This is a genomic window from Endozoicomonas sp. 4G (assembly GCF_023822025.1).
Lineage (GTDB): Bacteria > Pseudomonadota > Gammaproteobacteria > Pseudomonadales > Endozoicomonadaceae > Endozoicomonas_A.
Genome location: NZ_CP082909.1, coordinates 3,148,294 through 3,164,010, shown reverse-complemented (window position 1 = coordinate 3,164,010; position 15,717 = coordinate 3,148,294). Strand labels below are relative to the sequence as shown.

Annotated in this window: 11 protein-coding genes; 5 read left to right on the top strand and 6 right to left on the bottom strand. The window is 51.9% G+C overall.

What is annotated here, in order from left to right; translation table 11 throughout:
- Positions 1-25: 25 nt before the first annotated feature.
- Entirely contained in the window at positions 26-2,956 is a 2,931-nt protein-coding gene (gcvP, locus tag K7B67_RS12125) for an aminomethyl-transferring glycine dehydrogenase (protein ID WP_252176139.1), read from the bottom strand.
- A gap of 174 nt (positions 2,957-3,130) precedes the next feature.
- Positions 3,131-4,510, bottom strand: coding sequence for an L-serine ammonia-lyase (locus K7B67_RS12120; RefSeq protein WP_252176138.1), 1,380 nt, complete (start codon positions 4,508-4,510; stop codon positions 3,131-3,133).
- A 394-nt stretch (positions 4,511-4,904) separates the two neighbouring features.
- On the opposite strand from K7B67_RS12120, the gene K7B67_RS12115 reads away from it, so the two are divergent.
- A complete protein-coding gene (locus tag K7B67_RS12115) occupies positions 4,905-6,050 on the top strand; it encodes an AAA family ATPase (RefSeq protein WP_252176137.1) in 1,146 nt (381 codons plus the stop codon).
- On the opposite strand, the gene preA is transcribed toward K7B67_RS12115, so the two are convergent.
- The 4 genes from preA to K7B67_RS12095 all read right to left on the bottom strand — a co-directional run bounded on the left by preA (position 6,045) and on the right by K7B67_RS12095 (position 11,697).
- The gene (preA, locus tag K7B67_RS12110; RefSeq protein WP_252180571.1) at positions 6,045-7,280 is read right to left on the bottom strand and encodes an NAD-dependent dihydropyrimidine dehydrogenase subunit PreA; all 1,236 of its coding nucleotides are present in this window, start codon (positions 7,278-7,280) and stop codon (positions 6,045-6,047) included. The genes K7B67_RS12115 and preA overlap by 6 nt on opposite strands.
- Before the next feature lie 16 nt (positions 7,281-7,296).
- Positions 7,297-8,643, bottom strand: a complete 1,347-nt coding sequence (locus K7B67_RS12105; RefSeq protein WP_252176136.1) for an NAD(P)-dependent oxidoreductase — start codon at positions 8,641-8,643, stop codon at positions 7,297-7,299.
- A 145-nt stretch (positions 8,644-8,788) separates the two neighbouring features.
- Positions 8,789-10,159, bottom strand: a complete 1,371-nt coding sequence (locus K7B67_RS12100; protein ID WP_252176135.1) for a sodium:alanine symporter family protein — start codon at positions 10,157-10,159, stop codon at positions 8,789-8,791.
- A 254-nt stretch (positions 10,160-10,413) separates the two neighbouring features.
- Positions 10,414-11,697, bottom strand: a complete 1,284-nt coding sequence (locus K7B67_RS12095) for a hypothetical protein (RefSeq protein ID WP_252176134.1) — start codon at positions 11,695-11,697, stop codon at positions 10,414-10,416.
- Between the two features lie 220 nt (positions 11,698-11,917).
- Between K7B67_RS12095 and K7B67_RS12090 the strand changes: the two genes are divergently transcribed.
- The 4 genes from K7B67_RS12090 to nqrM all read left to right on the top strand — a co-directional run bounded on the left by K7B67_RS12090 (position 11,918) and on the right by nqrM (position 15,663).
- On the top strand, positions 11,918-12,505 hold the full coding sequence (locus tag K7B67_RS12090; protein ID WP_252180570.1) for an XRE family transcriptional regulator: 588 nt from the start codon (positions 11,918-11,920) through the stop codon (positions 12,503-12,505).
- A 215-nt stretch (positions 12,506-12,720) separates the two neighbouring features.
- Complete coding sequence (locus tag K7B67_RS12085; protein ID WP_252176133.1) at positions 12,721-14,064, top strand: hypothetical protein; 1,344 nt, start codon at positions 12,721-12,723, stop codon at positions 14,062-14,064.
- Between the two features lie 84 nt (positions 14,065-14,148).
- Positions 14,149-15,306: an FAD:protein FMN transferase gene (locus K7B67_RS12080; RefSeq protein ID WP_252176132.1), complete on the top strand. Its 1,158-nt coding sequence runs from the start codon at positions 14,149-14,151 to the stop codon at positions 15,304-15,306.
- Between the two features lie 111 nt (positions 15,307-15,417).
- On the top strand, positions 15,418-15,663 hold the full coding sequence (nqrM, locus tag K7B67_RS12075; protein WP_252176131.1) for a (Na+)-NQR maturation NqrM: 246 nt from the start codon (positions 15,418-15,420) through the stop codon (positions 15,661-15,663).
- Positions 15,664-15,717: the final 54 nt, after the last annotated feature.

Below are 15,717 nucleotides of genomic sequence, written 5' to 3'. Positions count from 1 at the left end.
GTTCAATGCTGATATTCAGACGACGCTAGTCTTTTTCTTGGTAGTTTTCGATAGATGGGCAGGAGCAGATAAAGTTGCGATCACCGTAAACATTGTCGATCCGGTTAGCGGTGGGCCAGTACTTACCATTCATAGAACCTTTCAGCGGGAAGACGGCTTCTTCACGGCTGTAAGGGTGGCTCCAGTCGCTGTCCACCAGATCAGCCATGGTGTGCGGCGCATTACACAGTGGGTTATCTTCTGTCGGCCATTGGCCTTCCTGTACCTTGCGCACTTCTTTGCGGATGGCAATCATGGCGCTGACAAAACGATCGATCTCGTCTTTGGACTCGGATTCGGTGGGCTCAATCATCAGCGTACCGGCCACCGGGAAAGACATGGTGGGTGCATGGAAACCGTAGTCCATCAGGCGCTTGGCAATGTCTTCTTCGGTGACACCGCAGGCTTCCTTGATAGGGCGAATATCGATAATGCACTCGTGAGCCACTTTGTTATTACGGCCACGGTACAGTACGTCGTAATGAGCAGCCAGTTTCTCAGCCATATAGTTGGCGTTCAGGATAGCGACTTCACTGGACTTTTGCAGACCCTGTTGTCCCAGCATAACAATGTACAGATAACTGATGGGCAGGATGGAGGCGCTGCCAAAGGGCGCTGCGGATACTGCCCCCATGCCTTCGTTATCGCCCGCAATCGGGCTGACACAGTGGTTGGGCAGGTAAGGTGCCAGGTGGCTTCTCACACCAATCGGGCCCATGCCGGGACCACCGCCACCGTGAGGAATGGCGAAGGTTTTATGCAGATTCAGATGCGATACGTCAGAACCGAACTTGCCGGGCTTGGCGATGCCTACCAGGGCGTTCATGTTGGCTCCGTCCATATAGACCTGTCCCCCGTGTTGGTGAACAATGTCGCATATAGTGCGAATCTCTTCTTCATAAACACCGTGGGTGGAAGGGTAGGTGACCATCAGGCAGGACAGGTTATCACTGTGCTGTTCAGCTTTGGTCTTAAGGTCTTCAACGTCAACATTGCCGTTTTCGTCACAGTCCACGACGACCACTTTCATGCCCACCATCGCGGCAGAAGCCGGGTTGGTGCCGTGGGCAGAAGAGGGGATCAGGCAGATATTTCTGTGAGCCTGCCCATTGGCTTCCTGGTAGTTACGGATGGCCAGCAGGCCCGCGTATTCACCCTGGGCACCGGAGTTGGGCTGCATGGAGATTTTGTCGTAACCGGTGATGGTTGCCAGTGCCGTTTCCAGTTCGTTGATCATGGTCGTATAACCCTTGACCTGATCTCTGGGTGCAAACGGGTGGATGTTGGCAAATTCTGGCCAGGACACTGGTATCATTTCAGCGGTGGCATTCAGCTTCATGGTACAGGAGCCCAGGGGAATCATGCCGTGGGTCAGGGAATAATCCTTGTTTTCCAGGCGCTTCAGGTAGCGCAGCATATCGGTTTCGGAATGATAGCGGTTGAAGGTTGGGTGCGTCAGTACCGGATCAGTACGACGATGTTCGTCTTTTAGGCCGCTCTTCCCTTCGCTCTTCCCTTCGAACAGGGTAATCTGGTTGTCGATGGTCTGGATGTCCAGATCCTGACCCTGTCCCAGGATAATATTGAGCAGTTGCGTGATGTCTTCCGCTGTGGTGGTCTCATCAATACTGATACCCAGTTGATCGAAGCCGATGCGGCGCAGGTTGCAACCAGCTTCCAGGGCACGGTTATAGATGGCTTCCTGTTGGCTGCCTACTTTCAGGGTCAGGGTATCGAAGTAGCTGTTGTTGCACTGAACACCGAGAGTGGTCAGGCCTTTATGCAGGATAGTGGTCAGGCGGTGAATGCGCTCAGCAATGGTCTTTAGCCCTTCTGGCCCATGATAAACGGCATAGAACGCAGAAATGTTGGCCAGCAAAGCCTGGGCTGTGCAGATGTTGGATGTCGCTTTTTCACGACGGATGTGCTGCTCACGAGTCTGCATCGCCATGCGGTAAGCCGGGTTACCACGACGGTCAATAGAGACACCGATAATGCGACCGGGAAGAGAACGCTTGAGTTTTTCACTGGCGGCAAAGAAGGCTGCGTGGGGCCCCCCAAAGCCCATGGGGACACCAAAACGCTGACTGCTGCCCAGGGCGATGTCTGCCCCCAGCTCGCCGGGTGATTTGAGCAGCATCAAAGCCATCAGGTCGGTGGCGACAGACACCATGGCTTTTTGTTCTTTGGCTTTGGCGACAATGCTGGCGACATCGGTAATCTGTCCGTAAGTGCCGGGGTATTGCAGTTGTACACCGAAAATGTCGTGTTTTTCCAGATCGGTGTTGGGATTGCCGACGGCCACTTGAATACCCATGTGCTCGGCACGGGTTTTGATCACGTCGATGGTTTGTGGGTGGACATCGTCAGCGACAAAGAAAACCGGGTTCTTGCTGCGGCTGGATCGATAGCAAAGTGCCATCGCTTCTGCCGCTGCGGTGGCTTCGTCCAGCAGGGACGCGTTGGCCACTTCCATGCCGGTCAGGTCCATGACCATTTGCTGGAAGTTCAGCAAAGATTCCAGACGGCCCTGGGAGATTTCCGGTTGATAAGGAGTGTAGGCGGTGTACCAGCCGGGGTTTTCCAGAACGTTTCTGAGGATGACGTTGGGAATGTGGGTATTGTAGTAGCCCATACCTATGTAGGACTTGTTTACCTTGTTCTGGTCCGCCAGGGAGCGCAGGTATTTCAGTGCCTGAACTTCTGTTTTGCCCGGGGCAATAGCCAGAGGACTTTCTCCTGAAGTCGCGAGAGAGCGAATGGCTTTGGGAACCGTCTGTTCAATCAGGTCAGACAGTGAGTTCAGTTTCAGTTCCGACAGCATTGCCTGTTGCTGAGCCTGATCCGGGCCAATGTGTCGGCCAGTAAATGCGTTGCTCTGTTCCAGGATGCGCAGTGCCTGTTTATCAACAGCCATGTTTCTACCTTTCTTTGCGGCTGCCGGTGGACAGGACAGCCCTGTGATGGTCTAAAAACAGCTGAACCGTAGGTTCCGGCTCATGCTCCCACGGGGAGGCTCCGGCTTATACGGAGTTTCCCGGGTAGTTGTGCTGACTTTTTTTGGTTTTCTTGTTTGGCATCGGTCATGGGCTCAGCACATGACAACATTAACTGCCAGTCCGCCGGTGGCGGTTTCTTTGTACTTATCCTGCATGTCCAGACCCGTCTGGTGCATGGTTTCTATCACGCTGTCCAGTGAGACCCGGTGCTGGCCGGTACCCTGTAAGGCCAGTCGTGCCGCATTAATGGCTTTGACGGCACCCATGGTGTTTCGCTCTATGCATGGCACCTGAACCAGACCGCCAACCGGGTCACAGGTCAGTCCCAGGTTATGTTCCATGCCAATTTCTGCGGCATTTTCTATCTGTTCGTTGGTGCCGCCCAAAACCGCACAGAGTGCTGCTGCTGCCATGGAGCAGGCTACCCCGATTTCTCCCTGACAGCCCACTTCAGCGGCTGAAATGGAGGCATTTTTTTTGTACAGCATGCCGATGGCGGCAGCGGTCGCCAGAAATGTCTGAATACCCTGATCGGAGCTGTCGGGAATAAAGCGATCGTAATAGGCCAGAACCGCTGGAATAACCCCGGCAGCACCATTGGTCGGCGCGGTGACGACCCGGCCCCCCGCTGCATTCTCTTCATTTACGGCCAGGGCAAAAAGACTCACCCAGTCCATGCTTTGCAGGTCATCCCACTGTTCTTTGGGTTTGTTGATCAGGCGTTTGTGCAGGTCACTGGCGCGGCGTTCAACATCCAGCCCTCCGGGTAGTTTTCCGGTTTGCTGACAACCGCGCCGGATGCATTGATCCATCACCTGCCAGATGGCCATCAGGTCGTTGGCAATATTCTGGCTGCGCCCCAGGTGTTTTTCGTTTTCAAGTACCAGTCCGGCGATGGATAAACCACTGCTTTTGCCGTGGTCCAGTAAGTCCTGACCACTCTCAAAAGGGTAGGGAATAGGGCTGGACTGCTGGCTGGTGGATTGGCTGGAAGAGGCTTCCTGCTCATTGAGAACAAAGCCGCCACCGACTGAGTAGTATTGGTTTTTATAAAGGACTTCCCCATTGGTATCCAGAGCTGTTAGTGACATGCCATTGGGGTGATTGGGCAGGGAGCTGCCAAAGTGAAATTGCAGATCGGTATCAAAATGAAAGGAAATCGTTCTGGTGCCACCGAGCTTCAGCTGATCGTTATCTTTTATAGAGGCGATGTATTCAGGCACCTTGTCAGGATCGACACTGTCGGGATGTTCTCCCAGCAATCCAAGGAGTACGGCAACATCGGTGGCATGACCTGCTCCGGTCATGGCCAGAGAGCCATAAAGATCGGCTTTTATACGGTGAATCTGCTGGAAGTGCTGGTTTGCGCGGAGTTCACCCAGGAAACGATTGGCTGCCACCATGGGACCCACGGTATGGGATGACGAAGGCCCGATGCCAATTTTAAAAAGGTCGAAAATGCTCAGTCCCATGGTCTGCTCCGCCTGTATTCTTATCTGATAAAGACCTTTTATTTACTGGCTTTTATCGGTCAGGCTCCTGGCGATTCTGGTCTGACAGAAACCGACGTTTTCTCTCGATAAGTTTTCTGAATGAAACGACTAAGAAAAGTTCAACCGATATTCAGAGTATCGGCAGAGTAGCAAATCTGGAGGTTTCACATCAACCCATTTGTTTCCAATAGGAAACAAATGGTGAAAAGTGGGGACTGGAAATCTGGTCTCAGTGATCGCCCCAGGCTCAGGAAGCCCGAGATAGAGACATAACCGTAGTTTGAGAAATTTGGTAGAGATAGGAATTAACGATTATCATCTGACGATTAAAGAAAAAAGACAGCCTGCTGAGGCTGTTCGGAGTGGGCTATCTATGCGTATTGAGTGGCTGAAAGTCGAAAATTTCCGGGGCATCCGAAAACTGCGGTTGGATTTTAACCTCAATAGCAATGTTCAGGTGCTGGTGGGCGTAAATGGTGTGGGTAAATCTGCGCTGCTGGAATGTCTGGCGATTATGCTGTCTACCTTTACTGAGCGAGTAAAGGGCGACCCAAGAAAAGCCAGGCAATTTACCGATGATGACATTTCATGCGGCGAAAACTGGTTGCAGGCACACATTGGTGTTCATCATCCCGGTGACTTTTTAGCCTGGGGGGTGGTTAAAAACAGAACAGGGGCTGGCAAGAGTGGCCAGAAATCCGAGTTGGACAACCTTAATGATTTGACAAAGTCTTTGTTAGAGCAATTGCAGAACAAAGAGCCTGTCAATCTACCGCTGGCGGTTTACTACAACGTAAGACGTGCTGTGGTTGAGCCGCCCATGCGGGTGCATGATTCGCTGGAATATAAACCCACAGATGCCTACTGGCAGGCATTGGACAATACCAGCAGTGAGTTTGATAGCTTCTTTAAATGGTTCCGTCGTCAGGAAGATCTGGAGAATGAACTCCGGCGGGATAATGTCCGATATCGTGACCCGCTGCTGGAAACGGTTCGTAATGCCATCAGTGAGTTTATGGAGGGCTTTGACAATCTCCGTATTCGTCGTCGTCCACTGCGAATGACCGTCAACAAAGACGGTGTCGAATTGAATATCAAACAGCTTTCCGATGGTGAAAAATGTCTGCTGGCACTGGTGGGCGATCTTGCTCGTCGTCTGGCTATTGCGAACCCGACTCTGGAGAACAAACTGGACGGTGACGGCGTAGTGTTGATTGATGAGGTGGATTTACATCTTCATCCCCGCTGGCAGCGTATGGTGATTGAACAACTTACGAAAACGTTTAAGCGGTGTCAGTTTATTTTAAGTACTCATTCACCGCAGGTTTTGGGGCATTTGGAACCAGAAAATATATGGGTTTTACGACGGGATGAGAAAGGCGAGGTAGAAGCCGTACACCCCCTCGTTCCCACGCTCTGCGTGGGAGTGCATACCTCACCCAACAAACTAATGAAGCCAGGGTTAACGTCCGTATCATTTCAACTCGCCACCATGCTGAAGCATCGGAGTGTGTCATAGCCTCGTACCCGAACCAGCAGAACCAACCATCGTGACACAACCCTCCACCGGACAGGTAATCTGACAGAGATTGCAACCCACACACTCCTCGGCAATCACTTCAAACACTCGCTCTTTTCCATCATCAGCTGCCTGCACGGCGATGGCCTGATGTTCAGTATCTTCACAGGCGGCAAAACACCGGCCACACTGAATGCACAGGCTCTGGTCAATGTGGGCAATGCTTTTATAGGTCAGATCCAGTTTGTTCCAGTCGGTCAGGCTGGCAACCGCTGCCCCGCGAAACTCAGACAGTGTCTGGTAACCTTTCTGATCCATCCATCTTGAGAGTCCGTCCACCAGGTCATCAACGATTTTAAAGCCGTTGAGCATCACTGCTGTGCATACCTGCAGGGTTGTTGCCCCCAGTGACAGGTATTCTGCAGCGTCCCGCCAGGTTGTGATGCCGCCAATAGCGGATACCGTGAGTTTGGCGGTGGCATCGTGCCGTGCCAGTTGCCCTACCATGTTCAGGGCAATAGGTTTTACGGCCTCGCCGCAATAACCACCGCTGGTATAACGGTTGCCGACGGCTGGATAACCGACCATGGTATCGAGATTGATGCCGGTGATGGAGTTAATGGTATTGATCAGTGAGACAGCATCCGCCCCACCGGCCATAGCAGCACTGGCTGTCTGGACAATATCTGCAACATTAGGCGTCAGTTTAACGATAACCGGCAGTCGTGTATGTTGTTTACACCACCGGGTGACTTGGGTGATGAGTTCCGGTACTTGCCCTACCGCCGCACCCATCCCGAGCTCCGGCATACCGTGGGGGCAACCAAAATTGAGTTCGACGCCGTCGCAGCCCGTGGCCTCAACCTGATTGAGAATACGCTGCCAGCACTCTTCTTCACAGGGCACCATCAGGGAGACCAGTAAAGCACGGTCGGGCCAGTTTTTTTTGGTCTGTTTGATTTCATCCAGATTGATTTGCAACGGACGATCAGAAATCAGCTCAATGTTATTGATGCCCAGAATCCGGCCATGGGTGTCCCGATGGGCGGAGTACCTTGAGCAAACGTTGGCGGGTGCCGGGTCTTCGCCCAGGGTCTTCCAGACTGCACCTCCCCAGCCTGCAGAAAACGCCCGGTCAATGTTGTAAGCCTTATCCGTGGGTGGCGCTGAGGCCAGCCAGAATGGGTTGGGGGACTGAATGCCGAGAAACTCGGTGCTGAGGTTTGCCATCGCTTTTTTCTGCCTGTTATTCGAGCTGTTGCAGGAACTGGTTGATGGCTTGTGCCGCCAGTTTGCCATGTTGGACTGCGTGCACAGTCAGGTCTTCCCCTTTATCGACACAGTCACCGCCTGCCCAGACGTTACCTATAGAGGTTTTGAATTGGTCATCCACTTTGATTTTTCCAGTCTGACTCCGAGCCAGTTTTCCAGAAGCAAAGCATTCTGTTGTTATTGACTGGCCAATGGCCTTGTACACCCGGTCAGCAGGAATCACAATGTGCTCGTCGGTTGCAATCAATTGGCCGTCAGGGTGCAGAATTGTTTTTACAAAACGGACGCCGTGTAATTGCCCGGCTTTTGTTTCAAAGCCAACGGGCTTCATCCAGGGAGTGATGCGAACGCCGTTCTCTCTGGCAAATAACTGTTCATGATGGGTCGCCGACATTTGTTGAAGCCCCCTTCGGTAAGCAAGCGTCACGTCATCGGCTCCCAGTCGGCGCATTTGGCAGGCGACATCAATGGCCGTATTGCCGCCGCCGATTACAACCACTCTGGAAGCAACGGGCAGTTCAGCAAGGTTTTTGGTCTGACGAAGTGTGTTGATGGCATTCAGGGCTTCTTGAACGCCTTCGGACTGCTCATCAGAAAGTCCAAGAGGTTTCGATGAACCCAGTCCAACACCAAGAAAGACGGCATCGTACTGAAGAGTCAGGTCGGCAAGCTGACGATCAAGATGGATTCTGCTGTCAGTCTTGAGAGTGATACCACCGATTTCGAAAATAAAACTGATTTCTTCCTGAGCGTAGTCGTCTACCAGTTTGTAAGCGGCTATGCCGTATTCGTTAAGCCCGCCGGGTTTGCTACGGGCATCGAACAGGGTGATGTCATGGCCCTGCCTGGCTAATGAGTGTGCACAGGCCAGACCGGCAGGACCGGCACCCACAACAGCCACGTTTCGACCGGTTTTTGGTGCACGGATAAACGGGTGAGAGGCTTTCTGCCGATGATCAATGGCATACCTTTGCAAGCGGCCTATCATTACCGGTTGGCATTCTGGCGAGTGATTGCGAACGCAGGCCTGCTCACAAAGAACCTCTGTCGGACAGACCCGGGCACAGCTACCTCCCAGAATGTTTTCTTCCAGAATGACCCTAGCGGCACCGTCTTCATTATGGTCAGCGATTCGGTGGATAAACGAGGGAATGTTGATACCTGTCGGGCAGGCAGAGATACAGGGAGCGTCGTGACAGTAAAGGCAACGACTGGCCTCTATACTGGCCTGATAGTGTGATAAGGGAGGCCTGATGTCAGAAAAATTATCCTGATACGCCTCGTCAGACATTCGATGATTGCTAATACCTTCGCTGGCCACAAAAACGACTCCTGACCGGTAATTGAAGCGAATGGTGATGTCACAATAGTAGCAGTGTCAGGACAGATGGGAGGAAAAAAAGGTGCAAACAGAAAACTGAACGGTTTGCACCTTGAGAGAGCTGAGAACAGGGCTGGCCTGCGCTTTAGTCAGTGGCTGGCTCTGCTGATTCAGCTTGTCTGCTGAAATATTCACGTACCAGCTTGAAGACAACCGGGCTCAGCAATGCCAGGGCAATCAGGTTGGGAATCGCCATCATCGCATTCAGCGTATCAGCCACCAGCCAGATAAAATCGAGGCTGACAGTAGCGCCCAGCGGAACGGCCACAATCCAGAGGACACGGTAAGGTTTCACGGCTTTTGGCCCCATCAGGAAGACGACACAACGCTCGCCATAGAAACTCCAGCCCAGAATGGTTGTAAAGGCAAAGATGGCCAGAGAGATGGCAACAATGTAGTTACCGACACCTGGCAGCGCATCAGCAAATGCGGCAGAAGTCAGTGCCGCACCGGTAGCACCTGAAGTCCAGGCACCGGAAGTAATGATCACCAGACCGGTGATGGAGCAGACGACAATGGTGTCCAGGAAAGTACCCAGCATGGCAATCAGACCCTGACGAACGGGGTCGTTGGTTTTTGCTGCCGCGTGAGCGATAGGTGCAGAACCGAGACCGGCTTCGTTAGAGAACACACCACGAGCGACACCAAAGCGGATAGCGGCCCATACCGCCGCACCGGCAAAACCACCGGTCGCCGCAGTGGGCGTAAAGGCGTAAGTGAAGACCAGGCTCAGGGCAGCAGGAATTTGCTCAGCATTGATGGCCAGAACCACCAGACCGGCCACCAGGTAGGCGATAGCCATCAGGGGAACCAGAGTGCTGGCTACGGCACCAATACGACGAATGCCGCCAATCAGGACAGCACCCACCAGGAACATCAGAATAAAACCGGTCACCAGGGGAGGCAGGTTGAAGTTACTTTGCAGAACGTCAGCCACTGAATTGGACTGAACGGTGTTACCGATACCAAAGCCGGCAATGGCAGCGAAAACAGCGAAGGCTGTTCCCAGCCATGCCCAGCGTGAACCCAGACCATTCTTGATGTAATACATCGGGCCACCGTAGTGTTTGCCATTTTCGTCGACTTCACGGTACTTAACTGCCAGCACGGCTTCTGAGAACTTGGTCGCCATGCCCACCAGGGCAGTACACCACATCCAGAACAGGGCACCGGGGCCACCCAGGAAGACGGCGGTGGCGACGCCGGCAATGTTACCGGTACCGATGGTGGCCGAAAGGGCAGTCATCAGGGCCTGGAAGGGAGGGATTTCACCGGAGTCGCCGGGCTTGGCGCTGCGGCCCTGCCAGAGGAGTTTAAAGCCGGTGCCCAGTTTCAGGATGGGCATCAGTCGCAGGCCCAGCATCAGGAACAGTCCTACCCCCAGCATGAGAACCAGCATAACGGGCCCCCACACGACGCCGTTAATGGCACCGATGATTTCAGTCAGTGTTTCCATTTTGAACGTTCACTCCGCATTATTTGTTGTTCTGTTATTCTTTTTGGATCTTTTTTATACGACACCGTGGGGTGCCAGTTCAGTCAGGGTCAGGACGAATAGTGTTGAGGTTTCTTATCCCGACGGTACGCCTAACTTAATGAAATAAATGAATAAATACAACGCTGAATGTTCTTTGGCAGATGCTTTGGTCGCCTGTCCAGAGTGTTCTGACAGGTCAGGTCTTGAACATTTGAGGCGGACTGGGAGGCAGATCATTCTTTATCAACCTTCTTTCTTTTTTCGTTAGAGGGTAGCTGATCACACGCTTTTCTCTTAAGTTTTTTGAGTCTCTGGTCGGCAGGCAGGTGGGTCTGTTTGTGCTTTTTCAGATTACCCAGATAGTCGGTGCTGTGGTTACAGTCCTCATGGTCACACTGGTACCTCTTGAGTCTCTGGTCGGCAGGCAGGTGAGTCTGTTTGTGATTTTTCAGATGGTTTCTATAACTGGTGCTGTAGTTGCAGCCCTCATGGTCACACTGGTGCACCTTGGGTTTCTTGGGTCTCTGGTCGGCAGGCAGGTGGGTCTGTTTGTGCCTTTTCAGAATGCCGACCTGATTAGTGCAGTAGTTGCAGCCCTCATGGTCACAATGATGCACCTTGGGTTTCTTGGGTCTCTGGTCGGCAGGCAGGTGGGTCTGTTTGTGCGCTTTCAGATTGCTTACCCGATCGCTGATGTGGTTGCAGCCCTCATGGTCACACCGGTGCACCCTGGGCCTCTTGGGCCTCTGGTCGGCAGGCAGGTGGATCTGTTTGTGCTGTTTTAGATAGCTCACACTGTTGCTGCTGTAGTCGCAGCCCTTATGATCACACTGGTGCACTTTGGGTCTCTGGTCGGCAGGCAAGTGGGTCTGTTTGTGCGCTTTCAGATTGCCCGTGTATTCGGTGCGGTAGTTGCAGCCCTCATGGTTACACTTGAGTACCTTGGGTTTCTTGGGTCTCCTGGATCTCTGGTCGGCAGGCAGGTGGGTCTGTTTGTGCGTTTTCAGATTGCCCTTGAAGTCGCTGCTATAGTTGCAGCCTTCATGGTCACACTGGTGCACCTTGAGTCTCTCGGGCCTCTGGTCGGCAGGCAAGTGAGTCTGTTTGTGCCTTTTCAGATGGCTCTTTTTGTCGGAGCTGTAGTTGCAACCCTCATGGTCACACTGGTGTAGCCTGGGTCTGCGGTCGGCAGGCAGGTGAGTCTGTTTGTGCGTTTTCGGAGTAGTTATTTCGTTGTCTGAAATGGACTCCTGCTGAATCATTTCCAGTCTCAGAGTCGAACAATACTGACTGATTTCGTTTAATGCCCGAAAAGGGTCAGCTGTCGTGTTTGCACACTGAGCACCAGCTTCGGAATCCGTTTCGTCTTTGTCAGAATGGTTATCGCTGTTTTCATCAGAGTCAAAGAGTGGCAGGGCTAAGAGCAAGGGCAACCTGTTTTCCTGAGCGTAGCCATTAGAACAATGCACAGAAAAGGCAATGGTCAAGATCAAAATCAGTGTTTTTTTGGATAGCAAGGCCTGGCTTCCCGGTGGTTAAAATGTTTATTGGAAAATCAGGTTAGTCAAAATCCGGAGAGCGGTCCGAGGTTTCTTTGAGTGACTCCACGGGGCGCAGCTTTCTTTTTACGGGAGGCTTATATAGTATCGGGGCGGTCTGGACATCGGGAAGCTATAAATGTCAGAGCAGGAAATATCAGAACAGGCACACTTCCTGAAAAAGGAAAAACAGTCGGTCATGATCGCCCGCAGTAACAGAGAGGCTGCGGTTGAGCCGTTACAACTGGGCCAGCGGGTCCGGGAGATCCGTCTGAGTCTTAACCTGACACTGGAAGAAGCCAGCCAGAAGACCGGCCTGGCCCGATCAACCCTCTCCAAGATAGAAAATGAGCAGATATCGCCCACCTTTACCGCTGTTACCAAACTGGTCACAGGTTTGGGTGTGGATATCCCCCAGTTATTTGCTCAGCCGGTTGAAAAGAAAGCAGCCAGCGGGCGTCGTGATATTACCCGAAAGGGGCAGGGGCGTCCCCATCCCACCACCACCTACGAACATGAACTGCTGGCTACTGAGTTGTCGGGCAAAAAGATGGTGCCCTTCAAAACCACGGTCTGTGCCCGGTCATTTGCGGATTATCAGGATTGGGTAAGGCATGAGGGTGAAGAGTTTTTGCTGGTTCTCAGTGGCAAAGTCATGTTTTACACCGAGTTTTATCAGCCGGTGGAGCTCAATGAGGGAGATAGCACCTATTACGATGCTGAAATGGGCCATGCCCTGGTTTCCCTCAGTGAGGAAGATGCGGTTATTCTCTGGGTGACAGCCTGACCTGCCTTTTCCATTGCATGATACATCCGGCTTTGTTGTCTACACTTGTCCGTTTCATTGAACTCTTGGCGGTTTGCTGAGTCAAACTTCTAACTATTTAGTAGTGGTGGTATTCACCGCCCTGATATGGAGGTTTTATGATCCGGACACTTAAGACACTGCTGTTATCATCCGTCGCGATGGTATGCTCACTGAATTCACAAGCTGGGGAAACCATGGTGTTTCAGCTTGGAGCTGTTAACAGTAACGGTAACGCCGTTGTTGTTGAAAGCAGGGCAGGCAGCAACGCATGGAAAACGGTTTTTAATGGCAACCTTCCCGGTTGTCTGATGAATGAATTTACCAATATCCCCCTGACCAGCATGACCCTGGCTCATCACCACAGCCTGAGCACCTTTCATAAGCCCCTGGGAAATAACCGGTTTGCTTTTGGTTGTTCAAACGGTTGGGTGTTTGTTGCGGCTGACGGTCAGGAGCTTTTCTCGGTAGCGTCTCCATCCCCCAATCTTGATCTCTTATTTCCCTATGCCAACTCGCCTGTTTATCTCGCCCACAGTGCCGAATTTAATCAGCGCTATAAGAAAAACTGGTTATTTGCCGCCCAGCATGGAAATCTTTTTATCATCGACATCGACAAGCAGCAACTGGTGACCGTTCCGGGCTGGAAAGACGAAACCTATCTTCCCATGGGAGATGACCGGATGGGGGTTGATCACTCCAAACCCATGACCGGTTTAGATATTTACCAGGATAAAAAAGGAACTTTTCATGTGCTGGGTGTCATGGAAAGAAATCTGAAGAAACGGGATAGTCATTACTCCAGGCCACTCCTGCAAAGTCTTACACTCAATGGTGGCGAGCCTGACAGCCGTTGGTACGATATTCAGGACGAACCGATCAATGCGAAAGGGGATGGTCTGGTACAGTTTGGTGAAGTCCGCTTTATAACGGATGATGAAAAAGGCATACACGTAGTGGGCGAGAATAACTCTTTGAGAGGAGACTTCAGCGGCCTCAATGTTGACCCTTATACCCGTTCCATGGTGCTCAGAGGCAAGCATCACCAGCTGGTGGTTGTTCGATACCCCGTAGAACCGGTTAGCATGGCTTATATTGGTGCCTGGGGAAAAAGGGTGAGTTCAAAAATATTGGACGGCAAAGAACCACCGCTGCTTGAAGATGGTTATCCCAAAACATTCAGAGTGACTCATGACCTTCAGGATGATTCTGATCTCCTGCCGGTTACTAAAGGCAGGGGTAAACGCTATGCCCATCATCATATGATCAGCATGAAAAAAGGCACTATCTTTTCTGCAGAAGCAGATTTCGAAGGCTTCGGGCAGTATGTCTATCAATGCAATACCGGTTTGACCTCTGGGGAAGCCTGGAAAAAAGGCGCCTGGATAGAGCCCAGACACTGCCAGTGGGAAAAAGTGTCTGCCAGCTACACCCGGCCCGATAAGCTGGAAGGCTTGAACTATCCATTAACCGGAATAAATTATTTCCATTCTTTTACTGCTGAGGTGGTGAATGAACAGGATCCAAGGGATGAGCTCTAACAAGGCTGGTACTCTCTACGGATGACGATTCACCACTCCCGGTGGTACACTGCGCCCCCTTGAGCGAACTCTGGAAGTGCCATCATGGCATTTCCAGCTTCTACGGGAGAGATCAGGTTGTTGTCCAAGTCCTACAAGCGGTCACTGTTGATCGGCTTAATTCTTCTCGCTGCTGGCTTTTACGCCTGGTCTTTGCGCCCGACCCTGAAGCAGATAAAGGGTGAAACCATGGGCACTACCTACAGTATTACTTACGTTTCAACCCCTTTCTCCCATTCAACAGAGAATGTTAAAAAGCAGGTGGATAAGCTGCTGGAAGCGATCAACGACAGCATGTCTACCTACCGTGAAGACTCCGAGTTGATGCAATTTAACCGCGCCGAAGTCGGGAAACCGTTCAAGGCTTCGGATGAGCTGGTTGATCTTGTTGAAAGAAGCCTGGTGGTTTCCCGCATGTCCAATGGTGCTTACGATGTGACGGTGGGGCCACTGGTAAACCTGTGGGGGTTTGGCCCTGCTCAGGCCAGCGGGCAACCCACAGAAAGTAAAAAAGCATCGTCTGATTCCGGTGATAAGAACGCTCCGGAGTTTGTAGAATGGATGATGAATAACTATCCGGCGGAGCTTCCTTCTGATGAAGAGATTGCCGCAGCTCAAGCGAAAGTGGGTTATCAGGCGATTGTCGCAGACACCCGAAATGATCTGTTAACCCGAACCAAAGACGTCTTTGTCGATCTCAGCTCCATCGCCAAAGGTTACGGTGTCGATAAAGTGGCTGCTTTGTTGGAGTCAGAGGGCATTAACAGTTATCTGGTTGAAATCGGTGGTGAGATCAAAGTCGGTGGGCCAAAGCCGGACGGCGCTCCCTGGAAGTTAGGCATCCGTGGTCCGGCTATGGCGAACAGTCAGCCTGCCCTGATCGTCGAGCTGGAAAACAAGGCCATGGCGACATCGGGTGATTATCTGAATTATTTTGAAGTGGACGGCAAGAAGTATTCCCATACGATCAATCCACGAACCGGGCATCCCGAGATGGGACGTCTGGCTGAGGTGGCCGTGATCGAGGATAATGTTGCAGAAGCCGATGCGCTGGCGACTATGTTTATGGTGTTAGGTGATAAAGAAGGCCTGAAGCTGGCCAACAGAGAGGGAATCGCAGCCTATTTCACCTATCATACAGATAACGGCTATGAAGCGGTCAGCAGTGATGCATTCAAACCTTATCTGCCAAAACAGCATTGAGTCATAGTCAGGACGTCAGGCTGCGATGGTAGTTGTGATAGTCGCTGCCATCAAACGACAGCGTACTTATTAAACGTTTCGATACAGGCGTTGAGTCAGGAGGGTAAAATCATGACACTGATGCTGATTACATTTGGAGCCTTTCTGGGACTGATCGCCCTGATGGCCATTGGCGTTATTATCGCCAACAAGCCGATCAAGGGCTCCTGTGGTGGTTTGAGTACTCTCGGCCTGAAGGATGGCTGCATGATCTGCGGAGGAGGAGACAAGAAAGATCCTTTCTCTGAAGGTCAGCATAAGGATATGGAACATCTGTTTTACGATGCCACTGCCGACAAGGCTGTAAAGAAGGCTTGATTAAGTCTCTGGCACTGAATCTTATAGAGGCCATTCCTGAAAAAGATCATGAAT